The sequence below is a fragment of the Streptomyces sp. NBC_00258 genome, assembly GCF_036182465.1.
In the GTDB taxonomy this organism is placed as follows: Bacteria; Actinomycetota; Actinomycetes; order Streptomycetales; family Streptomycetaceae; genus Streptomyces.
The window spans coordinates 223,417-248,958 of sequence record NZ_CP108081.1 but is presented as its reverse complement, the minus strand read 5'-3'; the positions used below and the strand labels follow the sequence as shown (position 1 = coordinate 248,958).

The 25,542-nt window shown below is 68.5% G+C and carries 21 protein-coding genes and 2 pseudogenes; 17 read left to right on the top strand and 6 right to left on the bottom strand.

Translation table 11 applies throughout. From position 1 onward, the window contains the following. Positions 1-40: 40 nt before the first annotated feature. The 11 genes and pseudogenes from OG718_RS01065 to OG718_RS01015 all read left to right on the top strand — a co-directional run. Positions 41-353, top strand: a pseudogene (locus OG718_RS01065) (Tn3 family transposase); the annotation flags it as partial. A 320-nt stretch (positions 354-673) separates the two neighbouring features. Beyond that, entirely contained in the window at positions 674-817 is a 144-nt protein-coding gene (locus OG718_RS01060) for a hypothetical protein (RefSeq protein ID WP_328842803.1), read from the top strand. Positions 818-927: 110 nt separating this feature from the next. Beyond that, positions 928-2,043 carry a tyrosine-type recombinase/integrase gene (locus OG718_RS01055; protein WP_328842802.1) on the top strand — a complete coding sequence of 372 codons (1,116 nt, stop codon included), beginning with the start codon at positions 928-930 and terminating at the stop codon, positions 2,041-2,043. Then, entirely contained in the window at positions 2,040-2,366 is a 327-nt protein-coding gene (locus OG718_RS01050) for a helix-turn-helix domain-containing protein (RefSeq protein ID WP_328842801.1), read from the top strand. Before OG718_RS01055 ends, OG718_RS01050 begins: the two co-directional genes overlap by 4 nt. After that, positions 2,363-4,687 carry an XRE family transcriptional regulator gene (locus OG718_RS01045; protein ID WP_328842800.1) on the top strand — a complete coding sequence of 775 codons (2,325 nt, stop codon included), beginning with the start codon at positions 2,363-2,365 and terminating at the stop codon, positions 4,685-4,687. Before OG718_RS01050 ends, OG718_RS01045 begins: the two co-directional genes overlap by 4 nt. A gap of 1 nt (position 4,688) precedes the next feature. Further along, positions 4,689-5,117, top strand: a pseudogene (locus OG718_RS01040) (Tn3 family transposase); the annotation flags it as partial. Positions 5,118-5,443: 326 nt separating this feature from the next. Next, positions 5,444-6,523 (top strand): tyrosine-type recombinase/integrase, encoded by a 1,080-nt coding sequence (locus OG718_RS01035; RefSeq protein WP_328842799.1) that lies wholly within the window; start codon positions 5,444-5,446, stop codon positions 6,521-6,523. After that, positions 6,520-6,846: a helix-turn-helix domain-containing protein gene (locus OG718_RS01030; protein ID WP_266757512.1), complete on the top strand. Its 327-nt coding sequence runs from the start codon at positions 6,520-6,522 to the stop codon at positions 6,844-6,846. The genes OG718_RS01035 and OG718_RS01030 overlap by 4 nt, the downstream gene beginning before the upstream one ends. Positions 6,847-7,085: 239 nt before the next feature. After that, complete coding sequence (locus OG718_RS01025) at positions 7,086-8,069, top strand: hypothetical protein (RefSeq protein WP_328842798.1); 984 nt, start codon at positions 7,086-7,088, stop codon at positions 8,067-8,069. After that, complete coding sequence (locus tag OG718_RS01020; protein WP_328842797.1) at positions 8,066-8,422, top strand: hypothetical protein; 357 nt, start codon at positions 8,066-8,068, stop codon at positions 8,420-8,422. The genes OG718_RS01025 and OG718_RS01020 overlap by 4 nt, the downstream gene beginning before the upstream one ends. A 42-nt stretch (positions 8,423-8,464) precedes the next feature. After that, the gene (locus tag OG718_RS01015; RefSeq protein WP_328842796.1) at positions 8,465-9,019 is read left to right on the top strand and encodes a hypothetical protein; all 555 of its coding nucleotides are present in this window, start codon (positions 8,465-8,467) and stop codon (positions 9,017-9,019) included. A 104-nt stretch (positions 9,020-9,123) separates the two neighbouring features. On the opposite strand, the gene OG718_RS01010 is transcribed toward OG718_RS01015, so the two are convergent. The 3 genes from OG718_RS01010 to OG718_RS01000 all read right to left on the bottom strand — a co-directional run bounded on the left by OG718_RS01010 (position 9,124) and on the right by OG718_RS01000 (position 11,188). After that, positions 9,124-9,255, bottom strand: coding sequence for a hypothetical protein (locus tag OG718_RS01010; protein WP_328842795.1), 132 nt, complete (start codon positions 9,253-9,255; stop codon positions 9,124-9,126). Continuing rightward, a complete protein-coding gene (locus OG718_RS01005; RefSeq protein WP_328842794.1) occupies positions 9,255-9,464 on the bottom strand; it encodes a hypothetical protein in 210 nt (69 codons plus the stop codon). Before OG718_RS01005 ends, OG718_RS01010 begins: the two co-directional genes overlap by 1 nt. A gap of 608 nt (positions 9,465-10,072) precedes the next feature. Then, the gene (locus OG718_RS01000) at positions 10,073-11,188 is read right to left on the bottom strand and encodes a LacI family DNA-binding transcriptional regulator (RefSeq protein WP_443054859.1); all 1,116 of its coding nucleotides are present in this window, start codon (positions 11,186-11,188) and stop codon (positions 10,073-10,075) included. A 106-nt stretch (positions 11,189-11,294) separates the two neighbouring features. Here OG718_RS01000 and OG718_RS00995 point away from each other — a divergent pair, with 106 nt between their 5' ends. Continuing rightward, positions 11,295-13,505 carry a glycoside hydrolase family 36 protein gene (locus tag OG718_RS00995; protein ID WP_328842793.1) on the top strand — a complete coding sequence of 737 codons (2,211 nt, stop codon included), beginning with the start codon at positions 11,295-11,297 and terminating at the stop codon, positions 13,503-13,505. A gap of 338 nt (positions 13,506-13,843) precedes the next feature. Here OG718_RS00995 and OG718_RS00990 read toward each other — a convergent pair whose 3' ends face one another. Beyond that, the gene (locus OG718_RS00990; protein ID WP_328842792.1) at positions 13,844-16,708 is read right to left on the bottom strand and encodes a Tat pathway signal protein; all 2,865 of its coding nucleotides are present in this window, start codon (positions 16,706-16,708) and stop codon (positions 13,844-13,846) included. A gap of 80 nt (positions 16,709-16,788) precedes the next feature. Next, positions 16,789-17,805 carry a hydroxyacid dehydrogenase gene (locus OG718_RS00985; protein ID WP_328842791.1) on the bottom strand — a complete coding sequence of 339 codons (1,017 nt, stop codon included), beginning with the start codon at positions 17,803-17,805 and terminating at the stop codon, positions 16,789-16,791. A 371-nt stretch (positions 17,806-18,176) separates the two neighbouring features. On the opposite strand from OG718_RS00985, the gene OG718_RS00980 reads away from it, so the two are divergent. The 5 genes from OG718_RS00980 (at position 18,177) to OG718_RS00960 (ending at position 24,021) form a co-directional block, all read left to right on the top strand. Further along, a complete protein-coding gene (locus OG718_RS00980) occupies positions 18,177-19,505 on the top strand; it encodes an ABC transporter substrate-binding protein (protein ID WP_328842790.1) in 1,329 nt (442 codons plus the stop codon). 51 nt (positions 19,506-19,556) lie between these two features. Further along, entirely contained in the window at positions 19,557-20,507 is a 951-nt protein-coding gene (locus OG718_RS00975) for a carbohydrate ABC transporter permease (protein ID WP_328842789.1), read from the top strand. After that, entirely contained in the window at positions 20,504-21,403 is a 900-nt protein-coding gene (locus OG718_RS00970; protein WP_328842788.1) for a carbohydrate ABC transporter permease, read from the top strand. Before OG718_RS00975 ends, OG718_RS00970 begins: the two co-directional genes overlap by 4 nt. Before the next feature lie 102 nt (positions 21,404-21,505). Beyond that, positions 21,506-23,116, top strand: a complete 1,611-nt coding sequence (locus OG718_RS00965) for a glycoside hydrolase family 43 protein (protein WP_328842787.1) — start codon at positions 21,506-21,508, stop codon at positions 23,114-23,116. Then, positions 23,113-24,021: an alpha/beta fold hydrolase gene (locus OG718_RS00960; protein ID WP_328842786.1), complete on the top strand. Its 909-nt coding sequence runs from the start codon at positions 23,113-23,115 to the stop codon at positions 24,019-24,021. Before OG718_RS00965 ends, OG718_RS00960 begins: the two co-directional genes overlap by 4 nt. 374 nt (positions 24,022-24,395) lie before the next feature. On the opposite strand, the gene OG718_RS00955 is transcribed toward OG718_RS00960, so the two are convergent. Then, entirely contained in the window at positions 24,396-25,280 is an 885-nt protein-coding gene (locus OG718_RS00955; protein ID WP_328842785.1) for an AraC family transcriptional regulator, read from the bottom strand. Positions 25,281-25,542: the final 262 nt, after the last annotated feature.

Here is a 25,542-nt window from a genome sequence, read left to right as displayed (position 1 = left end):
GAAGCGGCGGGCCACGAGGTCAGTCATGGCCAGGTGGATCATGGCCTCGCTGCTGGTCGCGCACGGCTGCAATGTCGGCTACACGCCGGTCATCGGTCGGCGGGATCGACGAGCTGAAGTACGGCAGGTTGTCCCACGTCGACCAGACGTATCTGCGGCTGGCCACCTACCGGGCCGCGAACGCCACCCTCATCGAGCACCAGGCGTCCATCGGCCTCGCGCAGGTGTGGGGCGGCGGGCTGGTCGCCTCCGTGGACGGCATGCGGTTCGTCGTCCCCGTCCCCTCGGTCTACGCCCGCCCCAACCCGAAGTACTTCGGGCGCCGGGGCGGTGCGACGTGGCTGGACATGATCTACCGGGCGGAATTGCGTCGAATGCAACACCCGACGTAACCGCACCTAGAAGCCGTGATCTGTGAAAGGGAGGGGCGTCAGCCCTTGGCTGACGCCCCTCCCTCCGACGGTTGGTGCACCACGACCAGCCCCGCATGGTGCCCGAGAGGCACCAATAGAACGTTCTGGTGGTGAAAGCCTCCGGAATGACGAAAGCCCAGCCTTGTAGGAGGCCGGGCGATCGTTGCAGACAGGAACGTTGTGTCCTGCGCGGTGTGAGAACCTGCATGACATCACGTCCTGGATGCGATTTCAAATGCAACCAGGAAGGAGTGATCATCGTGGCTAAGAACCCGAAGCAGACAGGCAAGAAGGCGGCTTCCAACGCCAGCAAGGTGCTGGCTGACCCGAAGTCGACCAAGGCCGAGAAGTCGGCGGCGGCCAGCGCGCTGGCCCAGACGCCGTCGACCAAGAAGAAGAAGTGATTCTGGCCGCCCCGGGCCTACACCTGGGGCGGCCAGCCCATTTCCCCTGGTCGGAGGCTCTGGCGTAACCGATTCAACGATGTTGCGTTAGATGCATCGTGAGTCGAGGGGTGGATCTGCCAGGGGCCGCGCACTTGGTGCTGGCCGACGGGGTTGTGCATCTGGAACCGGAGCCGGCCGTCTTCGAGGCGATGCTGGACGGCTGGGCCCGGCAGCAGAGGACCCGTTTCCTGGACGAAGACGGGACGATCAAGCCGCGGCTGTCAGTGGTGCGGAGGTTCGCCGAGTTCACCAACCAGTACCCCTGGCAGTGGGAGTCCGCCGAGGTTGAGGCGTTCATCGACCACCTGAGGTCGCGGCGGAAGAAGTTTGCTGTCTCCACCGGCCGGAACTACCAGAACGCCCTGCGGATGTTCTGCGAGTACGTCACTGATTCACGCTACGGATGGCCGCTGCGCTGCCTGGACCGGTTCGGTCAGGCACCCGCACAAATCCTGCATGAGTGGAACACGATTACCCACAGCAGTGAGTACGAGGGCGATGCCAGCCGACGCCCACTGACCTACGACGAGGTCCAGGCCCTGTTCGATGCGGCCGATGCACGGGTCGACGAGATCCGGGCCCGGCGCCGCAAGGGATCCCTCGCCGCCCTTCGGGACGCCATCCTCCTCAAGACCGTCTACGCCTACGGACTGCGCCGCCAGGAAGCTTGCGGTCTCGACCTGGCAGACCTGCGGCGGAACCCGAAGATGTCGCAGTACGGCCGGTTCGGCGGCCTGTTCGTCCGTTATGGGAAGGCGTCCAAGGGCGGCCCGCCCAAACGACGCACCGTCTTGACCGTCCCCGAACTGGACTGGATCGCCGACCTCCTCGACCAGTACTTGGACGAGGTCCGCCCGGCCTTCACCCCGGGAAAACACCCCGCGCTCTGGATCACCGAACGCCGCGGCCGGATGTCCGCCCGCCGCCTGGACGAAGCCTTCGAGACCGCCCGCAAGGCGGCGGACCTGCCCGAAGAACTTGACTTGCACGGACTCCGGCACAGCTACGTCACGCACCTCGTCGAGTTCGGCTACCCCGAGCGGTTCGTCCAAGACCAGGTCGGCCATGCCTACGCCAGCACCACCGCGATCTACACCGGCGTCTCGGACGACTACCGCAACCGGCTGCTCCAGCGGATGTTGAAGGAACGGCACGCCGAGCTCTGGGAGGACGACGAGACGTGATCAAGAAGATGGGCTACCAGTGGCACCTGCGGCAGATCATGGCCACCCGGCAAATGTTCCAGACCACTGACCTGGTCGGCCCGCTCGCAGAGCGAGGCGTCGCCCTGTCCCGGGAGCAGGTATTCCGCCTGGTCACCCAGACCCCGCAACGGCTTTCGATGGACACCCTCGCGGCGCTCTGCGACATCCTTGGCTGCCAGCCCGGTGACCTCATCGAAGTCCGCGTCGTCAACGAGGAGATCCGCAAGACCGCAGACGAAGCACCTCTCCGGCCGCTGCCGGCCGCCCGCCGGACCACGATCCGCCGCCCCGAGGGACTATGACCAAGGCTCGCGACCGGTGGCGAGCCGAACAGCGACAGGCCGCCCTGGATCGCGTGATCACCGCGCTCACCGCCTCGCTGCCCGACCTGGACCGGGCACAGGCAGGCCAGGCCGTCGCCGAGGCACACGCCGCAAAGGGCATCCCGCTCCGCGACCTCGACCAGCACCTCGCCGACCACCCCAAGGCCCTGACCTCCGGCGAAGCCCACTGCCCGCCTGTCGTCGTCCGCCTCGCCAAGGTATTGCACACTGCGGGACACACAACCGTGGTCCGACCGGCCTGCACCGACTGCGGAAGATCCAACCTGGAGCTCCCCCGGCTCGGCCCCAACGGGCGCCTCTGCATCAACTGCTCGGCCCGCAGCAGCAAGGGCACCTGCGACCGGTGCGGTCGAACCGACACCCGGCTCGCCGCCCGCAGGGCTGAGGGCCTCATCTGCTACTCCTGCTATCGCGTCGACGCGGACGTCATCGAGGAATGCGCCGCCTGCGGCCAACTCCGCATGCCGGTCACCCGTCGGCCGGACAACTCCCCGCTCTGCGTCTCCTGCTGGGAAGCTCCCCAACACACCTGCGTGAGCTGCGGCACCGTTGGACCAGCCAAGTCGAAATGCTCGGGCGGGCCGCTCTGCGCGTCCTGCCACCACCGCCAGCAGAAGCCGGTCCGGGAATGCGGCCGCTGCGGACAAGTCCGACCCATCGCTCGTCGGGCCACTCGCTCACGGCCGGACATCTGCGAGGACTGCCACAGTGGGCCGGCCATGACCTGCTCCGTCTGTGTGAGAGTCCGCCCCTGCCACCGCGGGACGGACGGCGCCTGGACCTGCCGGAGCTGCCGCCCGGGGGCCACCCGGGAGTGCTGCCGCTGCGGACGGACTCGCCGAGTCCACACCCGTTGGCCGATCGGCCCGGTCTGCTCGACCTGCTACACCGTCGTGCTCGACGCGCCCGCGACCTGCACCGGCTGCGGCCGCCACCAGCCGCTGATCGGCGTCGCTGAGGACGGCACCGGCATCTGCGGAGCCTGCTCGGGCACCGCCTTCGACTACACCTGCCGCACCTGCGGGCTCGGCGGCAGAACCTACGCCGACGCCCAATGCGCCCGCTGTGTGCTCACCGACCGCCTTCAGCAACTGCTGGCAGGCCCCGCCGGGAACATCCCAGCACCTCTACAGTCGCTGCGAGACACGCTCGCCCTGGCCGAGCGTCCCCGCGGCATCCTGCACTGGCTCAAGCACAGCCCGAACGCCGCCCTCTTCGCCACCCTGGCCGCCTCCGGAGAACCGATCACCCACCAACGGCTCGATCAGCTCCCTCTCAGCCGACACCTGCACTACGTCCGCCACACCCTCGTGCACCTCGGCGCCCTCCCAGAGCGAGACGAGGAACTCGACCGCATCCCCGCCTGGCTGGACACGGTCCTCGCCGACCGCCCCGCCGGCCACATCCAGCTGGTCCGCCCCTACGCGCACTGGCACCTGCTGCGACGAGCTCGACGACGCGCCGCCCAGCGCCGCCGCCCGGCGGAGCCGGGCTCCTTCCTCCGAACCCGGGTCCTAGTGGCCCTGGAGTTCCTCGCCTGGCTAGACGAGCATGGCCTTGACCTGGGCGGACTTCGGCATGACCACCTCGACCGCTGGCTGGACGCAGGCAACACACGCACCTACGCGATCCGATACTTCCTGTCCTGGACCGCTGGCCGCGGCCTCACCGGCAAACTCACGGTCCCTTCCATTCCGCGTCAGCAGCCCAGTCGGCTGATGGACGAAGACGGTCGCTGGCAGCTGCTGAAACGGTGCTTGACCGACTCCACGATGGCTCTGGATACGCGGGCCGCAGGCGCACTGATCCTTCTGTTCGGCCTGCACGCGTCCCACGTCCGGCACCTCACCGCGACCCAGCTCACCAGCCGCGACGGCAATAGCTACCTCACCGTCGACCGGCACCCGGTTCTGCTGCCGCCCCGACTCGCCAGAATTCTCCACCAGCTGGCGGAAGCACCCCACACCCGGGCCGCGCTCACCCGCACCACCCGGGGCGAGCCATGGCTCTTCCCCGGCCTCGTCCCCGGCCGCCCCACCTCTCAGACCGGCCTCAGTTCGAAACTCCTCGCGCACGGCATCGACACCAGGCCGGCCCGAAGCGCGGCCCTGGTCGCGCTCTTCGGTGACCTGCCCGCACCAGTCCTCGCGAGCATCCTCGGCCTCCACCCCAACACCGCAGTCCGCTGGGCAGGGTTCGCCAAGACCTCCTGGGCCAGCTACCTCGCCGCCCGCGCTGCGGACCTTCAGATGGAGAGGAATACGGCACCGCAGGAATAAGTGGCCTGCGCCAGTAAACGACCAGGCGGCGGGACTGGGCGGGAAGGTGGTGGCCGGCACCCCGCGCGACCCCCTGTACGTGCTGGACGTCCTCTACGACCGGGACGGCGGCAAGCACCCGGAGACGATCGTCACGGACACCGCCTCGTACAGCGACATCGTCGTCGGACTCCTCACCCTGGCCGGGTTCGCGTACGCGCCGCAGCTCGCCGACCTGCCGGACCAGAAGATGTGGCGCATCGACCGCACCGCCGACTACGGGGCCTTCACCGACGCCGGCCGTGGTCGGGTCGACCTCGCCCGCATCGAGCGGCAGTGGGAGCACATCCTGCGGATCATCGGCTCCATCCACACCGGCGCCGTCCGCGCGTACGACGTGATCCGGATGCTGTCGAGGGACGGGCGGCTGACCCCGCTGGGGGACGCGATAGGGGTGCCGCCCGCAGCTCGGTCTCGCGTTACTCAATGTGAGACCGAGCTCTCGGCGCCAAGGAATACGCGACACCGCAACATGCGAGCCCACCAGTCCACACCCGCATCCGATGCGAGATTCTCGCGTCGGATGCGACGAGCGGAGAGTGATGTGTGCGACATCCCGTGAGTTCCCCTGAGCCTCGATGAGTCCCTGGCAACGTGGCCAGGGGGCTCTTCCTCCTTCGGGTGCTCTGTGGCCTTGTGACGCAACTTCGGGATTCTTGAAGCGTTCTCACCTCGTCCGACTGATCCGCAGTCGGGCCGAAGGCGAGGAGGCTCGGGTTGGCGGCGCTGGCAGTCGTACGGGACCTGCGTGAGCACTGTGCCCCTGCGTCGGCGGAGGAGCTGGAGCGGTTCGAGACGGACGTGCTGTCCGGGTTCGTCCTCGCGCGGGCCTCGGCTGGCCTGGCGGACGGCACGATCCGTGGGGACGTCGGGCATCTGGACCAGATCAGGTTTTGGTTCGGCCGGCCCCTGTGGGACATGGAGCCCGCTGACGCTGACGCGTACTTCGGGAAGGTGCTGCGGAACTCGCCGAGCGGTACCCGGCTGGCCCGGTCGCAGGCGCTGACGACGTACTTCGTGTTCCTGGAGCTGCGGCACAAGGTAGAGCTCCACCGGATGACCGGCCGGGTCGTTGAGTGCCCGATCGACGAGATGAACCGGCCGCGTGGGGTCAAGGACGCCCAGCTGCGGATCCCGCCGAGCGAGCCGGAGGTCGGGACGCTGTTCACGGGCTGGGGCGGCGAGCTGGCGACGTGCCGCAAGTTCGCCCCTACGGCCAGGAACTACACCGCCTCGAAGCTGATGTCCCAGGTCGGCCTGCGGGTGAGCGAGGCATGCAAGCTCGACCTGGCCGACATCAAGTGGGACCTGGGCCGCTTCGGCAAGCTCCACGTTCGCCACGGCAAGGGGACCCGTGGATCGGGGCCACGTGAGCGGATGGTGCCGCTGATCAACGGCGCTGATCGGACGCTTCGATGGTTCATCGAGGACGTCTGGGGCCAGTTCGACGACGATCACACACGCCCTGGTGCCCCGCTGTTTCCCTCCGAGCGTAAGAGCACCGATGGCTTCTCCCGCCGGGTTGGCGACGACGCCCTGCGAAGCGGGCTCAAGGACGCGGCCAAAGCGCACCTGCCGGGGTGGGGCGAGACGCTGACTCCGCACGTCCTTCGGCACTTCTGCGCGTCCCAACTCTACGGGAACGGGCTTGACTTGCTCGCAATCCAGGAGGTTTTGGGGCACTCCTGGATTGCCACGACCATGCGATACATCCACGTCCAGCAGACCCGGGTTGAAGATGCCTGGGTCGCCGGGACGGAACGGGCCGCGAAGCGGCTGGAAGGACTGGTCCGATGAGGTGGAACCTACGGCTGACCGCCGCGAACAAGGGCGTCTGGAAAGCCTCCGAGCTCCAGCGGAGCCTTGCAGAGCACGGCCTGGTGATCTCGGCCGGGAAGATGTCCGGACTGTGGTCCGGCCAGCCCGTCTCACTCAAGCTGGAGGACCTGGACGTCATCTGCGTCGCCCTCGGCTGCGAGATCAGCGATCTGCTGATCCCCGAGCCGGAGAAAGTCCGGCGCCTCGGCGAGGAGACCGGCCTGCAGGCCGCCGTTGCGGCTGGCCCGGCCCCGGTGGTGGTTCCGCGTCGCCGTGACGGCCGGTCTCTGCCGCCGATGTGATGGCCTACGTTCTGCCGGCGGGCAAGTGCAAACCGCCAGCCAGTTGCCCGACCTGCTTCGGCTGGGGCGTGCTGCCCGGCCGCGCCTGCGGCGCATGCGAGAGTTTCCGCCGCAACGAGGAGCCTGCCGAGTGCAGGGGCTGTCGGCGAACAGTGCGGTTGAAGAAGGGCTACTGCCGTCTGTGCTGGCATCAGGCGAGTCAGGACGCCAGGGGGCAAGTCACCGTCTTGGAGCCCTACTTGGAGAAGGTGCAGCATCATCAACTGTTTTTCATCAACCTCCATCGTCCGCGTCAGCCCGGCCCTCCCAGAGGTAAGCAGGGACGACGTCGGGGTCGCCCGCGCCACCCCGACCCGGCCCCCGCCCACCAGCCGGTCTCCGGCTGGCTCCAGCCGCCGCTGTTCGAGGCCCGCCGAGATTTCACCCGGTTCAATCGCCAGGAACATGCCCGGCTCGACAACCCCTGGCTGGCCTGGGCCCGGCATACCGCACATCGTCTCGGCGAAGCGCATGGCTGGCCTCGCGGTGTCCGCCTCGACGTTGGCCGAGCCCTGGTCATCGTGCTGTCCGGCCATGTCAGCGGCGAAGTCGTGCGGCACTCCGAGATCTTCCCGGCCCTGCGATCCCGCGGGCTCAGCGTCCAACGCACAGTGGAAGTACTCGCCGACATCGGCGTCTTCCAAGACGACCGGACGCCGTCGTTCGAACAGTGGCTGGAGCGCAAGCTCGAAGGCATCGCCTCCGGAATCCGCCGCGACGTGGAGCATTGGGCCCGCCTCCTGCACGACGGTGGCCCCAGGTCCCAGCCTCGCGACGAGGCCACGGTCTGGGGCTACCTCAACCGGATCCGTCCCGTCCTGCTGGAGTGGTCTGTCCGCTACGGCCATCTGCGCGAGGTGACGCGCGACGACGTCCTCACCCAGCTCGATGCTCTCCACGGCAGCCAGCGACGGCACAGGCTCATCGTGCTGCGTTCGCTGTTCGGCGAGCGAAGAAGAGCGGCACCATCTTCAAGAATCCGACCAGCCGCATCCGCGTTGGCCAGCACGAGTACGGCATCCTCCAACCCTTGGAGCCCGAGCACGTCAACAACTCCGTTGCCGCGGTCGCCAAGCCGGCGGACCGGCTGGTCCTCGCGCTCGCCGCGGTGCACGCCGCGCGATCCGGTGCGATCCGGCGCCTTCAACTCGACGACCTCGACATCGGCAATCGCAAGCTCGTGATCGACGGCCGGGTGCGGCCTCTGGACGCGCTGACACTGCACGTCGCCCGCGAGTGGCTGGACCACCGACGCTGCCGCTGGCCCGACACCGCTAACCCGCACCTGCTGATCAACAAGTTCACCGCCTTGGGCACCGGTCCGGTCAGCGCGGTCTCCCTGACCACACCGCTTCGCGGCCAGGCCGCCACTCTGGAACAGCTCCGCGTCGACCGGCAGCTCGAAGAAGCCCTCTCCCATGGCCCCGCCCCCCTCCACCTCGCCGAGGTCTTCGGACTCGATGCGAAGACCGCGATTCGCTACACGGACTCCGCGCGGGCGCTGTTGGAACAGGCCGCTGAACAGCAGCTTCGATGAAACCTGCTCGACCGGACGCACGATGAAGGCAATCATGAGCGAGTGACCTCGACCGAAGCAGCTGCAACCGCTCTACAGGACCATGCCGTCCTCTGGAGCATGGGCGAGATCCGCGCAACCGACGTCGTCACCGCTGCCTGTGATGCACTCGTTGCCGGCCTCGACAGTCCTGCCCTACGGATCCTGGCCGCGTGCACACGCGCGGAGGCGGACTACGACGTCCCCGACCTCCTTCCCCCGGCACTCGACGAACTGGGCCTCACCTTCCACCCAGCGGGCAGCGTTGCCGGACAGGAAGCCGCCGCGCGAGCACTTGCCGCCCGGATGCTGGCCGGCGAACTGACACCACGCGAGCTGGCCTTCCGGATCCACCAGCGCTTCGGGCAGCTCTGGCCGAGCGACTCGCCAACCTGGACGACGACTACGACGTCCTCGAGTACGGCTACAGAACACTGGCACAGGTCGATGCAGAGGTCACGGCCGAAGCTCTTCGCCTTGCACAGCACCCTCGCGTTCCAACCGAACCCACGGATCTACCGACCTGAAGCAGATCGGTGGACCTGCGGGTTCAGGCTGAAGGACCTTCGATTTCCTTGAACCCACGGGGATCAAGGGGTATGCCCCAGATACGCCAGAAACCCGCCACGGGGTGATCTTGCCCGTGAGGGCGGTGACGTGGCGGGTCTGACGGCGCCGCCGGGTTACCCCTGCGTCTTGATCCCGATCGCCGGGTTCAGGTCGTCCAGCTTGACCTTCAGGCCGGCCGGGGCATGCAGGAGTGCCGCCGCGATGAATGCTCCGTTCGTGACGTACGTGCGGGTCGCTTCCTCCATCACATGCTTGAGGCCGTACGAGGAGTTCTTCCCCGGCGCCTTAGCCATGTCTGCTCGGCGATCCAGGCGTAGGCGGCCTGAACCTCGTCGAGACGGACAGGCGTCATCGAACGGGTGTCCGAGGGCAAGTTGCTGGAGCCGTACCCGTTCTCGTTCAGCTGCGGGTGGATGGCGGTGAGGGTGTCGATATCGGCCTGTGTGACGGTCATGTCGGCTCTCCATTTGGTTAGTTGGGCTCGGGACATTCTGTCCCCAACTGCGGGGCGGCGTTGCTGGGATTGGGCTGCCGGCCTCTGCGTCCTGGCGATCGTCCGCGACCGCGCGGCGGCACCTGGAGTCGATATGCCCCGGCGACCACACATGGTGACACCGCTATCGCGCACCATCAGGAATACGCGACACCTCAACATGCGCGCCTACCAGTCCCAGCCCCCAGGACGTGCGCGGCGAGGGTGGGGCCGCTGCGGCGGGTCTGTCAGGGGCGAGAGCGACCGATTTCTGTCCTGAGCGGGAGAGCCGGAGTCCACGGCCGTGCGTGCCAGGCCCTCGCCGTCAGGCAACCGTTTCCACCCCGCTACTCGTGATCCTTCCTGCGGTCTCCGCCCATGGCGGACTCATGTACCACCGCGCCCGTCACGAGCTGGCGACCACCGATGGCGTCCCCGGCATCAGGAGGCCGGGGAGGCTCCCAGCTTCTGCTGCTGGACGGTTGGGCCCGGGTGTCACCGGCTGGCACAATTTCCGGCAGAACTTTCCCGCGTTCGCCGGAGTCACCACTGACGATCGTGTCAGTGCAGAGCGGACTCCTCGTACTCCGTCACCGCAGCGTCCGAACGGACTGCCTGATCACCAGTTGGGTGCTCAGTACCACGTGGTCGTCGGCCGCCGGGCGTTCCTCTCCTTCCAATGCCAGTCGGACCGCGGTGCGGCCCAACTCCTCGTAGGGAACGCGGACTGTGGTGAGGGCTGGGCTGAGGTCGGCGGCGAAGGGGACGTCGTCGAAGCCCACGAGCGAGATGTCGCGGGGGACGTCGAGACCGGCCTCGTGCAGGGCGGCGAGCGCGCCGGTCGCCACGATGTCGGTGCCCGCGAAGACCGCTGTGAAGTCCAGGCCGGCTTTTAGTGCCTCCCGGGTGCGCTGGTAGCCAGAGACACGGGTGTACGGGCCGGGCATGTCGAGTTCCTCGGCGTAGGGCACGCCGTGGGCGCGAAGCGCGTGCAGATAGCCTGCCCGGCGTTGCTCGGCTGTGCTCAGCAGAGGGGTGCCGCCCAGGAAGAGGGCGCGTCGGTGCCCGGCGGTGAGCAGGTGGTCGGCGGCCTGGAAAGCGCCCCCGCGGTTGTCGTACTCGACCACGGTCACCGGAATGCCGTCGGGCAACGGCGGACGGCCGACCAGCACCAGCCGGGAGCCCGCGGCGTCCAGTGCTCTTGCGTACTCGGCCATGCGCTCGTGATACGCGTCGTCCTGCACCGCTCCGCCGACCAGGACGACCGCGCCCGCGTGCTGTTCGCGCATCAGTTGCACCAAGTCGCCCTCGCGGCCCGGGTCGCCGCGAGTGGCGCAGACCAGGCTCAGCCTGCCCCGGTCCGCGGCCTCCTGCTCCACCCCGGCGGCGACATGGGCCAGCGACGGCCCGGTGATGTCCTGGATGACCAGCGCGATGGGGCCCGCCACTCGGCCGGACAGGGCCTTGGCATGCACGTTCACCACATAGTGCAGTGACTCCACGGCCGCCATGACCCGGGTGCGGGTGGTGGCGGAGACCGGGTAGTTGCCGGCGAGAGTGCGGGAAACGGTTGCCACGGAGACGCCGGCCTTGGCGGCGACATCACGAATGGTACTGGGCCGGTCGCCGCCGTCGGTGGTACCCCGTCGGCGACTGGCCCGTTTGGGTTCGGCGTTTGTTCGAGGACCGTTTCCGTTGACCGTCACGGTCCGACGTTACTGCATCGACCCTCTCTTGCCGGGGGAGTGGGCGGGAATTAGGGTCCTGGATCAGTAATCGTTTTCTATCCAGTGGGTCCCGGGAGTGCGCCGCATGTCCGTCACCTACCTGCGCTGGGGCACCGACGACCTGTCCCTGCTCCTTTCGCACGACCCCGCAGGGCCTGTGAGACTGCTGGCCGTGGGCGAGGCCGCCGCACTGCCCGACCCCGCGCGCGAACCGGAACTGTGCGTCCGGCTCGCACACCGTGCTCTGCCTCTGGTCGAGGTCCAGACCGCGGGCAGCGGACGGCTCGGCACCTCGGGCAAGCGCCACGTGGACGGCGCCGCCGCGCGTGCGCTGCGCTACACCGGTCACACGGAGGACCATGAGCGGGGGAGCGGAACAGGCCTGCGTACCCTGCGGGTACACATGGCCGACGAGACCACCGGCCTGCACGTCACAGCCGTGTGCACATTGCGCGAGGGGCTGCCGGTCCTGGGTACCGAGGCGTACGTGGAGAACACCGGTGACCGCCCCCTCACCCTGGAGTACATCTCCTCCTTCGCCCTTTCCAACCTCGCGCGCCATCTCGGCGACGGCCAACACTGGGAGGACGGCATGGCCCTGTGGCTGGCGGCCAACCCTTGGAGCGGCGAGTTCCGCTGGTCCCGGGCCACCCTGGCCGAACGAGGCCTCTACGACGTGGGCATGGTCCCGTTCGGCCAGACCGGTTCCAAGAACCGGATCGCCCTCACCAGCACCGGATCCTGGTCCTCTTCCGAGTCTCTGCCCTCGGGATGTCTGGAGGAGACTACGACGGGCCGCGCCCTGATGTGGCAGATCGAGCACAACGGCTCCTGGCACGCCGAGATAGCCGACCGCTTCGGCGACGTGTACCTCACCCTGTCGGGCCCCACCGATCGCGAGCACCAGTGGCGTCGCCGCCTCGCCCCCGGAGAGTCGTTCCGCAGCGTCCCGGTCGCCACGGCGTTCGTGCCGTCGGGCGGGTTCGAGGCCGCACTCGCCGCGATGACCCGTCACCGCCGCGCCACCCGGCGGCCGCACCCCGACCACCAGGGTTTGCCGGTCGTCTTCAACGACTTCATGAACAGCCTGATGGGCGAGCCCAGCACCAAAGCCCTGCTACCACTGGTGGACGCGGCGGCAGCGGCGGGCGCCGAATACTTCTGCATCGACGCAGGCTGGTACGACGACGAGCCGCCCGGCACCGTCGGCCCCGGCGGGGTGCCCGGCTGGTGGGACGCAGTGGGGGAGTGGGAGGAGTCGGCCGCGCGCTTTCCCGGCGGACTGAGCGAGGTGCTCGACCACATCCGCGCGGCGGGCATGGTCCCCGGGCTCTGGCTCGAGCCGGAGGTCGTCGGCGTACGCAGCCCGCTTGCCGCCGCCCTCCCCGACGAGGCGTTCTTCCGCCGGGATGGCGTACGGCTGGCGGAATGGGGCCGCCATCAGCTGGACCTGCGCCATCCGGCTGCCCGCGCCCACCTCGACACGGTGGTGGACCGGCTGGTGCGCGAGTACGGCGTCGGCTACCTGAAACTCGACTACAACATAGACATCGGCCCCGGCACCGACTCACCCGGTCCGGGCGATGGCCCAGGAGACGGCCTCCTTGGCCACAACCGGGCATACCTCGACTGGCTGGACGGGGTCCTCGACCGGCACCCGGCCCTGGTCCTGGAGAGCTGCGCAGCTGGCGGCAGCCGTACCGATCACGCGATTCTCTCCCGTCTGCCGATCCACTCCGTCACCGACCAGCAGGACTTCCGCCTGCTTCCCGCCATCGCGGCCGCGGCGCCCACCGCGGTTACTCCGGAGCAGGGTGCTGTCTGGGCCTATCCGCTGCCGGAGCACGGTGAGGCCGAGCTCGGCATGGTGATGGTTTCGGCGATGCTCGGCCGCGTCCACCTCAGCGGACGCCCCGACCTGCTGACCGAGGAGCAGGGGGCGCTGGTGCGCCGGGCCGTGGACACCTACAAGTCCTTCCGCCACCTGCTGCCGGGCGCCCTGCCCCGCTGGCCGCTGGGGCTCCCTGGCTGGCGCGACGGCTGGCTCGCACTGGCGCTGAACGCCGAGAACGGCACGACTCTGCTGGCCCTGTGGCGGCGCGACGGCGCACCGGAGACGGTTGCTGTCTCGCTGTTCTGGGTGACCGGAGACGACGGGCCGCAGGTGCTGTTCGCGGCCGGTCCGCAGCCGACGTACGAGTGGGACGGACAGGGCCGCCTCCTGCGGGTGGGTCTGCCGGCCGAGCGGTCGGCGGTACTGCTCGCGTTCGACGCGGACTTCGCCGCGCCGACCTGAGCCAGGGCGGCCGGGAGCCGGTCATGGGCGGATGGCCCGGCGCCGGATACGGACGCCGAGCCGGCCGGATCGTGTTCCGGGCCCGTCGACAGGCCAGGGGCCCGGTCCGGTGTCGGCCATGAAGGGGCCGAAACCGGCCAGACCGTGTCCTGGTGCGCGGGCCGGGCGTGAGCCTGATGCTGCGACAGGCCGTAGGAGCGGACCGCGGCATGCGGCATCCACGTCGGGACACGGGCGGTAAGCAATAACGGGGTCGGGCTGCAGGACGATCTCCAGGTTCAGCAGCCCGACATCAAGGGCAACGGCCGACGCGCAACACGCGCCGGCCCGAGCAACGGTCAGCGCCTGCGCAGCACCACCGTCGTGCCCGGCTTCACGTGCAGCTTGGCGCTGCCACCCACCCTGGCGCCGCTGACCAGGTCCACGGACGCCCCGAAGCCCTCCGTGGAGAAGGTGTAGCTGCGGTTCGCGGTGGTGTTCATGGCGATCAGGTACGGGCCGTACACACAGCGGTAGAAGGAGGCGCGACCGGCGAACGGGGTCTCCTTCCCAAGCGGGGCGTCCGGCACGTCGTCGGGTGCCTTGGCCAGCGGCAGCACCTGGCCGGCGAACGCCTGGTGCAGTGTGCCGCCGGGGGGCGGGAAGCCGCCGTCGGGGATGGTCAGGTCGCCCACGGCGAACTCGAAGTTGACCCAGTCGGGCTCGGTGTGGGCCCGGCCGTCGGGGACGTACTTGACGTCCTGCCACACGGTCGCCGAGCGTTCGATGCCCTCGGCCGTGATGTGGTGCACGCGGGCGAGGCGGTTGACGCCCCAGCGTGCCCGCCAGTACAGCGAGGCGTAGAGGATCTCGTCGCCGTGCTTGACCGCGACCAGGCCGTTCTCCTCGTCGCTGAAGACGAAGTCGGGCCGCCCCGGGCCCATGGGGAGCGGGGCCGCGCTGCCGGTTGCGCCGCTGATGTACGCGTAGTCGTCGGCGGTGGACAGCAGGTTGAGGTTGGTCCGTGCGGAGGCGCCCAGGTCGTATGCCTCCTGGAGCACCTCGAAGACCTGCTTGTCGGCGATGGACTGCTTCGCGTACGCCGTGAGGTCCGGGTCCTTCAGAAGCGCGGCGAGCCGCAACGGGTGGCCGTCCCACTTGTTGCCCTCGTCGTAGGAGACCTTCCCCGGATACTCGGCGTCGCGCCAGCCGACCACGGCCTCGATACGCATCGTCCGGTAGCCGTCGGCGTCCAGCGCCAGGTGGCGGAAGACCATGCGGGCCTTGGTCATCCTGACGAGATGGTCGCGCAGCCTGTTGTCCTCGACGCCGCCGACGCCGATGACCGCGTCGTAGACGAGGGAGAGCCAGTCCTGGAGGTCTCCGTAATTCCCGGCGTAGCCGAGTTCCTTCGAGATACCGGTCTTGCTGACCTGGTAGTACGAGCCGCCGAGGGGCTTGGTCGGGGTGCCGTCGGCGCGCTCCGGGCCGAGCCAGGGGGACAGGCCCACGGACTGGTAGAGGTAGTCGCGGGCCTTGGCCTCGCCCCAGGCGTCCGCGGAGCCGAGGAAGCTCAGGCCCCGGTCGGCGAGGTAGAGGCCGAGGGCGCAGATGATGGCCTGGTTGGTGTACTGCGGGAAGTTCTGCCGCCAGTACTCGCGGCTGGCCAGCAGCATCTTCGCCCACGCGTCGCGGCGGATCACGGGCTTGGCGGTCGCCGTGGCGGGCGGCGTGAGCGTCAGGTCGTCGAACCAGGCGGTGCCTGCGGTGGCCAGGCGTAGGTGCAGCTCGATCTGGGTGGCGGTGCCGGGCGTGGTGAGAGTGGCGGTGACGTGTTCCCAGTCGTGGGTGCCCGCGGAGGCGTAGAACTTGTTGTCGCCGCCGACCAGGGCGCCGGAGGCGTTGAAGAAGAGCACGTCGAGGTAGGCGCCGTTGGCGCCCACGCCGTCGGTCCTGATCCATGCGCCGTAGGTGTACGTGCCCTGTTCCACCGGGATTTTCGCGTTGTGGGCGAGGCCGACCGTGCCCGACGACGGGATGGTCACCTTCGCCGAGGCGGCGCCGCCGCGCGCGACGGTGGTGTCCCGGGTGACGGTGCCCTGGCCCGCCCAGGTCGCGGAGCGCCAGCCGGTGGGGAGGGAGCCGCCGAACTCGAAACCGGCGTTGGAGATGGTGCCCGGGGAGCCGATGACCGGCCCGTCCAGCAGCGGCTTCAGCGCGTCACCGAGCTGGAGCAGGACGAGACCGATCCGGCCCAGCCCCATCCACTGCTGGCTGGAGTCCGTGATCATCTTCTGGTTCGTGAGGTGGTTCCAGTACACGGCGTCCAGGCTGCTGGTGATCTGCAGGGGCACGGCGCTGTTGCGGTATGCGCCGGTGGACGGCATCGCGTAGGCGCGGGCCAGGAACTCCAGATACCACAGGTCCAGCTGGGGCGAGGTGCGCGATGCCTCGGCGGCGGCCTGGGCCGTTACCCGGGCGTTGATCGTGTCGACGACCTCGTTGCCCGGTGAGGGACGCAGACCGGGGGAGGGGAAGGAGCCGGTGACGTCGGTGCCGGTGAGCCGGAAGTACGGCTCGTGGTGGGTGTAGAGGCGGTAGACGCCACGGCTGGGGCGCTCCATGGGCTTGTAGTAGTCGGCGGCGGAGAGCGCGTATCCGGCGACCCGGCCCATGGCACGGATCTCCAGGCTGATGGAGTGCTTGGCCTCGGTGAGTTCGGCGGGTAGCGGGAGGGTGTGGAAGTAGAACCGTTCCGGGGTGCGCGGGTCCTCACCGGCGATGTCGAGCGGGTCGACGGCTCCCAGGTGATAGTGACCCACCTGCTTGCCCCCGGCGAACAGCTGCAGACGGCCCAGGTCCTCGCCGGCGTCCGAGCCCCAGAGCTTGATCGTCACATAGGTGGTGCCCTTGGGACGGCAGGCCATGGTCGCGGCCAGGGTGCCGCCCCAGAAGTCCGCGGTGTCCTTCGGGTTGAGGGCCCGGCTCGGCTGTCCGAGGCCGCCGGTGACGACGTCGGAGTACGTGGTGGTCAGGTCGTGCGCCGTCTCGGACGCGCTGTCGCCGAAGACGAGCGTGTCGAGCGCGCCCGCCTTGGCCTCCGCGGAGGCCGGGGACGGCACCGCATGAGCGGGGTCGGCCTGCCACACGTGGCCGGCGGTGACGACGCCGGCGGTACCGGCGGCCAGCTTGAGGAGGGATCTGCGCTGGAGGGCTTCGGACATGGGCGGTGGTCCTTTCAGGTGCGGCTCAGGGCGCGATTCCATCCACCGGATGCCGGGGCGGCGGCCCGGGACGGAGAAGTTCAGGCGCTGGTGGCGAGCGCGGAGCGGCGGACCCCGTGGGCGGGCTGGAGGCCTGCAGCGAGGCGTTCCAGTTCCTCCACGACGGTGCCGCCGAGGCGTGCCAGCTCGTTTCCGAGCGAGCCGGCGATGTGCGGGGTGAGGAAGACGTTGGGCAGTCGGTACAGCGGGGAGTCGGCGTGCAGCGGCTCCGGTTCGGTGACGTCGAGCACCGCGCTGATGCGGCCGCCGACCAGTTCGTCGGTGAGGGCCTCGGGGTCGACGAGGGCGCCCCGTGAGGTGTTGATCAGTACGCCGCCGTCGGGGATCAGCGCCAGGCGCTCCCGGTTGAGCATCCGGTGTGTCTCCGGGATCTGGGGCGCGTGCACGCTGACGATGTCGCTGGTACGCAGCAGCTCGTCCAGCGGTAGCGGTACGGCGCCGAGCGCCGTGGCCTCGGCGTCGTCCAGGTACGGGTCGTACAGGGCGACCGAGAGGTCGAAGGGGCGCAGCAGTTCGAGCACCCGGCGGCCGACGCGGGAGGCGCCGATGAGCCCGACCCGTCGTCCGAGGTTGCCGATCGCCGCGTACTCGCCGGTGGCCGGGTAGACGTGCTCGGCCCGGAAACGCTCCCGCAAGCCGAAGGCGTCCTTGCCGGCGAACAGGATCGCGGCGAGCGTGTACTCGGCGACCGGGACGGCGTTGGCCTGGACGGCGCTGGAGACGGCCAGCCCACGTTCCCAGAACGCCTCACCGACCAGGCTGCGCACGCTGCCCGCCGCGTGCAGGACAGTGCGAAGCCGCGGGGCGGCGTCCAGCACCTCGGCGCCGATATGCGGACAGCCCCAGCCCGTGATCAGCACCTCGGCCTCCGCCAGCGCCCGGGCCGCCGTCGGATCGGTGAAGTCCCGCACTACGAGAGCGGGATCGATCCGCACCAGCTCCCGCAGTCGCGTCATCACGTGCGGCGGGAACAGCTCGGGAACGTGCACCGGGTTCATCGCGAACAGGGCGGCGGGCAGATGCGGCGGCGTGGACATGGGGCTCCTGCTTCGGCGCGGAAGGAACGGAGGAGAGTTCAGTAAACGTATTCCACGCTAGGCAGTCGAAGTGACGCAGGTCAATGTCTCGCCAGTGACTCCCTCTTCCTGATCTTCAAGTGCCCCAGCGGGCGAGCGCGTTGAAATATGCAGCTCAGGGGCATCGTCAAGGTAACATTCTGGAGTTTTTGCCGAAACAATCCAGTGCCTCCCTCTTGTGGTGTCGCCCGTTCCCTGCCTACGGTCCACGGCAAACGGTTACTGCCCGTCTGTCTCCGGGAGTTGTAACCGCCTCCCTTTCCTGCCCTGCCGCTGACCGCGCCGGTTTCCCCACACCGCCCGCGTCGTCCCGTTGTCACCGTGGAGGACCGATGTCCGAGTTCCGTAAGAGAGCCGCAGTTCCCGTCGTCGCAGCTGCGTCCCTCTCCCTGCTGCTGGCCGCCTGCTCCGGAAGCGGAGGCACCGACGCCTCCGCATCCCCGAGCACCAAGGGCAAGGCCACCCTGGAGTTCTGGAGCTGGACCGACGGCATCGAGGCCCAGACCAAGGTGTGGAACAAGGAGCACCCCGAGACCCAGGTCAAGTTCGTCAACGCGGCGGGCGAGACCGTCTACCAGAAGCTCAGGGCCGCGGTGACCGCAGGCAACGCCCCCTGCCTGTCCAAGATGGACGGTATGAACCTGGCGAGCTTCGCCGCGGACGGCCTGCTCACCGACATCACCAAGACCGCCGGGCCCTACAAGAGCCAGTACACGGCCGCGGCCTGGAACGCGGTCAGCCCCGGCGGTACCACCTTCGGCATCCCCATGGGTTCCTCACCGTTGTTCACCGCCTACCGCGCGGACCTGTTCGACACGTACGGCATCAAGGAGCCGAAGACCTGGGACGACCTAATCGCGGCAGGCAAGAAGGCGCAGAAGGAGAACAAGAAGGTCAAGATCTTCAACATGGCCGGCGAGGACCCGTCCACCCTGGTCGACCTGTCCTGGCAGGCAGGCGCCCAGTGGTACAAGGTGGACGGCGACCACTGGGTCATCGACTTCACCTCCCCTGAGGCCCTCATGGCCGGTGAGGTCGTGCAGCAGCTGGTCGACAACGACCTCGCCTCCAGCGCCTCCTACGCCGACCCGGGAGTCTTCAAGACCTGGGACCTCGGAACAACCATCGCGATGACCACCTCGACCTGGCAGCTGCCGATCTACGACACCAACTTCCCCAAGTCCAAGGGCAAGTGGCAGCTGGCGGATGCACCGGTCTTCGACCCGGCCAAGCCGCAGACCTCCAGCAACTTCGACACCACCGCCGTACTCAAGGGCTGCAAGTACCCGGACCGCGCCGCCGAGTTCGCCTCCTGGTTGTCCAGCAGTAAGGAGTCCCTGACCACGCTCACCGACCCCGCCTCCAAGTCCGGCCTCTTCCCTGCGGTCGCCGACGTCACCCCGTACGTCGACAAGATCATCCCCACCGGGATGTTCAACGGGAAGTCCGACGGCGAGAAGGTGATCACCGACGCAGCCTCGCGGGTCGGTGACCAGTGGCAGTACGGCCCGAACTACGCCGCCATGTACTCCGAGATGCAGAAGCAGTGGGGCAAGGTCATGAAGAAGGAGCTGACGGTCAAGGAGATGCTGACCAGCCTCCAGAAGTGGACCGTCGACGACCTCAACGGCAAGGGCATCAAGGCCGTCGCAGGCAGCTGACCCCGTCCCGAACCACCGGCGGCAGCCGGCGCACCTCACCTGGAGAGATCCGTGTCCACCCTCACGCGACCGCGTGTCGCGACCGACTCCCCGGCCCGGCGGCCCTCCCCCCGCCGGGCCGGGAGACGGGGAGCCCACAAGGGGCTGCTGTTCACGCTCCCCTTCCTGCTGGGCTTCCTGGCCACCTACGTCGTACCGATCGGCTACGCCTTCAGCCAGAGCCTGCACGAGAAGAAGAGCACCGGCCTCGGCTTCGGCCCGACACGGGTCGTCTACACCGGCTTCTCCAACTTCGCGTCGGTCCTCGGCGACGAGGCGTTCTGGGCAAGCATGGGGCGCACCCTCCTCTTCGGCACGGCACAGATCACGGTCATGCTGGGCATCTCCCTGCTGCTGGCCCTGCTGCTCGACGGAGTCGCCGCCCGGGCGGTGCGCTTCTTCCGTGCGGCGCTCCTCATCCCGTACGTCGTTCCCGCCGTGGTCTCCACCCTGATGTGGCTGTTCCTCTACAGCCCGACGGGCAGCCCGCTGCTCGACCTCACGCAACGCGCCGGCATGGACATCGAGTTCTTCGGCGGCCTCAACACCTACCTCTCGCTGGGTAATCTGCTCACCTGGCAGGGCATCGGCTTCAACATGATCCTGATCTCCGCCTCGCTGCAGGCGCTGCCCCGTGAGCTGTACGAGGCCGCCCGGCTCGACGGGGCCCGTGAGTGGCGGATCGCCTGGTCGGTCAAGGTGCCCAACATCACCGGGATCCTGGTCCTGACCGGCATGTTCTCGCTCATCGGTCGGCTGCAGCTGTTCGGTGAGCCGCTGATCATGCGGCAGATCGCACCGGAGTCCATCAATACCGACTTCACACCGATGATGGAGATCTACGACAAGGCCTTCAAGGTCGGCGACTATCAGTACGCCGCCGCAGAATCCCTGGTCCTGGCCGTGGTCACGGGCATCCTCGCCTTCGTCTTCTACCGCGTCACGAACAGGAAGATGTCATGAGCAGCGCCACCCGGGCCGTGCGGGCCACCAAGGCGACGGAATCGGCCGGGGGCGGCGCGCGCCCCTCCCGCCGCGCGGTGGCGCTCACCACCGGCCTGCTGATTGTCTTCCTGCTGTACTCGCTCGCCCCGACCTGGTTCCTGATCGTTTCCGCCACCAAGAACCAGACCGACCTCTACTCCACGTTCGGCCTGTGGTTCTCCTCCAACCACCTCGGGGACAACCTGCACAACATCTGGACGTACCACGACGGCGTGTTCGTCCGCTGGGTGGGCAATTCGGTCCTCTACTCCACCCTCGGCGCGGCGGGCGCCACCCTCGTCTCGCTCGCCGCCGGATACGGCCTGTCGAAGTTCGACTTCCGCGGCCGCGGCGTGCTCTTCGCCGTCATCGTCGGCGCCTCCCTGCTGCCGAGCACCCTGCTGGCCTTTCCGCTCTATCTGGTCTTCGCCGAACTCGGCATCACCAACACCATCTGGTCGGTGCTCATCCCGTACTTCATCAACCCGTTCGGGGTCTACCTCGGCAAGGTGTACGCCGACAGCTCCGTGCCCGCGGAACTCATGGAGGCGGCCCGTCTCGACGGCGCGGGCGAGTTCCGGATCTTCGCCTCCGTCGCGCTGCGGCTGATGCGGACCGGCGGCATCACCATCTTCATGCTCGACTTCGTCAACATCTGGAACAACTTCTTCCTCCCTCTGTTCATGCTCAACGGTGAGCGCACCTTCCCTGTGACCCTGGGTCTCTACTCCTGGCTCCAACAGGCCCAGAACGCGCGCGACATGAACACGCTCGTCCTCACCGGTTCCCTGCTGTCGATCGTTCCGCTCGCGGTCTTCATGTTCGCCCTCCAGAGGTACTGGCGCAGCGGAATCCTCATGGGCAGCCTCAAGTGAGACCAACGCCGTCGGGGACGGTCCGCGCCGCCTCCGCTCACCGGCTCCAGGGCTCCGGCACCCTGCTGTTCACTCTCTGATCCCTCAGCCAGCGGAGCTTCAGTGATCCACAACCCCGTCCTTCGCGGGTTCGAACCCGACCCGGCGATCCTTCGGGTCGGCGACGACTTCTACATCGCCACGTCCACATTCGAGTGGTATCCGGGAGTCCGGATCCACCACTCGCGGGACCTGGTGCACTGGCGGTCGCTGGGAGGGATCCTGGACGGCAGGCGGCTGCTCGACCTGACCGGTGTTCCCGACTCCGGCGGGATCTGGGCGCCCGGTCTGTCGCACACGGACGGATTGTTCCACCTCGTCTTCACCGTGGTGGACACGTACGCCGAGGGCTGGAAGGACCTCCCGAACTACGTGACCACGGCGCCGTCGGTCGAGGGCCCGTGGTCGGACCCGGTGCCGCTGCACGGCCGGGGGTTCGACGTGTCACTGTTCCACGACCACAAGGGCGACGGGCGCAGCTGGCTGGTCAACATGCGCTTCGACTGGCGGCCGGAGCGGGAGGGGTTCGCCGGGATAGAGATCCAGGAGTACGACCGCAGGACCCGCGTGCTGCTCGGCGAGCCCCGGACGATCACCGTGGGCACCGCGGCCGGTGTCGCCGAGGGGCCGCACCTCTACCGCAGGAACGGTTGGTACTACCTGGTGCACGCCGAGGGCGGTACCGGCTACGAGCACGGGGCGGCTGTCGCCCGTTCCCGCGAACTGCTCGGCCCGTACGAGCCCGACCCGGCCGGACCGTTGCTCACCTCCCGGCACGACCCGGCCCTGGAGCTCCAGAAGGCCGGTCACTGCTCGCTCGTCGAGACGGTGACAGGCCAGTGGTACGCGGCTCACCTCACCGCCCGCCCGTACACCGAGCGCGGCCGCTGTGTGCTGGGCCGGGAAACCGCCCTGCAGCCCGTGGACTGGAGTGAAGACGGCTGGCCGCGTATCGCGGGCAGAGTCCCCGCCGTCACTGTCGCGGCGCCGGACCTCCCGCCCGCCCCCGTGCCCGAGCCGCCTGCCACGGACCGTTTCGACGGCCCGGTGCTCGGCCCCGACTGGTCCACCCTGCGCCGTCCGGCTGACCCGGAGTGGGTGGAGCCGAGGCCGGGGCGGCTCCGCATCCTAGGCGGTCAGTCGCCCGTGGGCCGCCGTACGCCCAGCCTGGTCGCCCGGCGGGTGACGGCAAAGCGCTGCTCCTTCGAGACCGAACTGGTCTACGCGCCCCGCACCCCCGACCACATGGCAGGGCTCACTGCCTACTACAACACCCGCAACTGGCACTACCTGTACGTCACGGCCGAGGACGACGGTTCCCCAGTGCTGCGGGCACAGAGCTGCGAGGCCGGACGGCTCACCGCCCACCCGCCCAGGATCCCCCTCGAACCCGGGCGCCCCGTCGTGCTGCGCGCCGAACTCGACGGACCCCGCCTGCGCTTCGCGTACGACACCGGCGGTATCGGTTCGCGCGGCCCCAGGCCCCTGCGGCTCGACCTCGACGCCACCGTCCTGTCGGACGAGCACGCTGACGAGTTCCACGACGGGCAGCTGCGGGTCCTCGGCTTCACCGGGGCGATGCTGGGGCTGTGGGTCCAGGATCTCGACGGCGCGGGCATACACGCGGACTTCACGCACGTCACGTACCGCACGACCCCGGATGGCCACGCATGACACTCCTCGACCTCGGACGCATCCGCCTCTTCTGCACAAGTCTCGGCCCGGACGATGCCCCCGCGCTGCTGCTGGTACATGGCTGGGGCGGTGACGGACGGGAGTGGTCGCCGCATGCCGAGGCGCTGGCAGACCGGTTCCACGTACTCGTCCCCGACCTGCGCGGTCACGGCCGCTCCGAGGTGCCGGACGAGGGCAACACACCGACGGAGATGGCGGACGACCTGGCCGCGCTCATCGCCTCTCTGGGCGTCGGGCAGGTCGTCGCCGTCGGTCACTCCATGGGCGTCCAGGTCGTCAATCTGCTCGCCATCCGCCACCCGAGCACCGTACGGTCGGTCATCGCCCTCGATCCCGCCCACGGCGCGCACGATGCCGAGGTCGCGGAGATCCCCGCCCGCCTCGCCGAGTACCGCAAGCATGGCGCCGGAGCCGCCGCTTCCTTCGTGGCCAGCGCCTTCTCGGAGCAGGCCCCGACCGGCCTGCGTGCCGCGCACATCCGCACCATGCTCGGCACACCCGACCACGTCGTCGCTCAGGCCTACGCGGGTATGTACACCGACCCCGGCGCCGTGGGCGCTCGCCCGCACAGTGAGACATACCTGCGCCTCCGCCGGCAGCCCTCACTGACGGTGTGGACGTTTACGAAGGCCGCTGAGTGGGAGCGCGGCACGCCGCAAGTGCCAGGCTCACGCGTCGAGTACTGGCCCCACACCGGCCACTATCTGCACGAGGAGCGGGTCGAGCGCACGACCCGGCTTATCCGTGACTGGGCGGCCGGGGCGACTGCTGGCCGACAGACCGGAGCGATCCCCGACGCGACGACTTCGCCTGCCACCTCAGCTCGGGCATCGTCGCTCGCCCCTCTTGAGACTTCGGCAGACACCAGAGGCGTCTCTGAGTGACTTGTGACTGCTGGAGAGCGCGCCCCCAGCAAGGTGATCATGTATGAGGTGGTTGTACATAGGCGGCTCGCACGAATCCAGGCGATACCGGCATGCGACGCCGGTGCGGTCAGCGTGGGATGTTGATCTCCCGTTTGAGGATTCTTGCCGCTGCCCCTTTCAGTAGCCCGTCCAGGAAGACAATCTCGCGCGGGTATTTGTACGGTGCCGCTCTGTCTTTGACGAACTGGCACAGTTCGTCGGGGCGCTGCTCCGCGTCGGGCCGGAGCACGATCGCTTGGGCGGAGCCTCTGCGGCCGTCGTCGCATGTTTCAGGACCTGCCCACAGAGTTGCATTTGGGCTGCGGGTGGGCAGTATGCCGGATCCGGGGCGATCAGCTTTCGGACCTGAACTTGCCCGGTGTCGTCCCCAGTCTTTGCTGGAAGACGCGTGTCATGTGGCTCTGGTCAGAGAACCCGCACAGAGCGGCGATTTCCCGCAGCGGGTTGCTTGTCCGCTGGAGCATGAGTTGGGCCCGGGAGACACGCTGATTGGTGACGAATTCGTGTGGCGTGGTCCCCATGGTCTGCCGGAATCGCCTGGCGAAGTGGTAGCGGCTCAGGCCGACACAGTCGGCGAGGTCGTCGAGGGAGATGTTCTCGCGCATGTGTGATCGGATGAACTCCTGGATGGTGCCGATCTGCCGTGTGGTGAGGGTGTCGTTGGGGGTGTGCTCCCGGAACTGCACCTGGGCGTGACGTCGCAGAATGTGCACGGACAGTTGGCAGGACAGTGACTCGATCAGCAGTGGACTGCCCACGTCGCTGTGTGCGGCTTCGGCTGCGATGTGCATGGCGGTGCGGTGGATCGCCGGGTCGTTGGCTTTGAGGACGTCGTTGAGTTCTATGTCGGCGATGTCGCGTTCATACATCTGGCGGCAGGTCGCGGCGAGTTCGTCCTGGGTGAGGTAGACGTGCACGACCTCGATTCCCTCGGGCCAGACCCAGTGGGATTCGGCGGCGCGGGTGAGCAGTGAGACATCGCCGGGGCAGAGGTGTTCGGTCGACCAGCGGCCGTCGAAGCGACGCCGCATGGCCGTGGTTCCGCGGCGGTAGGCGACGATCATGTAATCCCGCATGGGCGGGACTTCGACATCGGAGCCGGCATAGCGGTATCCGCGTACCGACATGCCGTCCCAGCCCTGCTCGGGACTGTGCACTGTAAGACGTCCGGGCACCCAGACCGGAAGCTCGTCCGGCCCGATCAAGTGTTGCGCCATCGGCCTGTCCTCCACGTCGACATTGACGCTCGGCAACGGGCTGTTCGGCGAGTGCGCGGCCGCCTGCTGCGTTTCGACGCTAACGCCTGCGGGCGGTATGCGACAGGTCACAGCGATTGTCGCGCCCGTATGTTCAAGCCGCACAGCGGATTGTTCAACGCATTCGACATGCCCAAACCGCAGTGACCTGCGCCGTTGCCTGTGCCTTGGCGAAGCGTGCGAGATCGTTCAACGGCTCGGCGTATCCGTTCAAGCCTTCTCG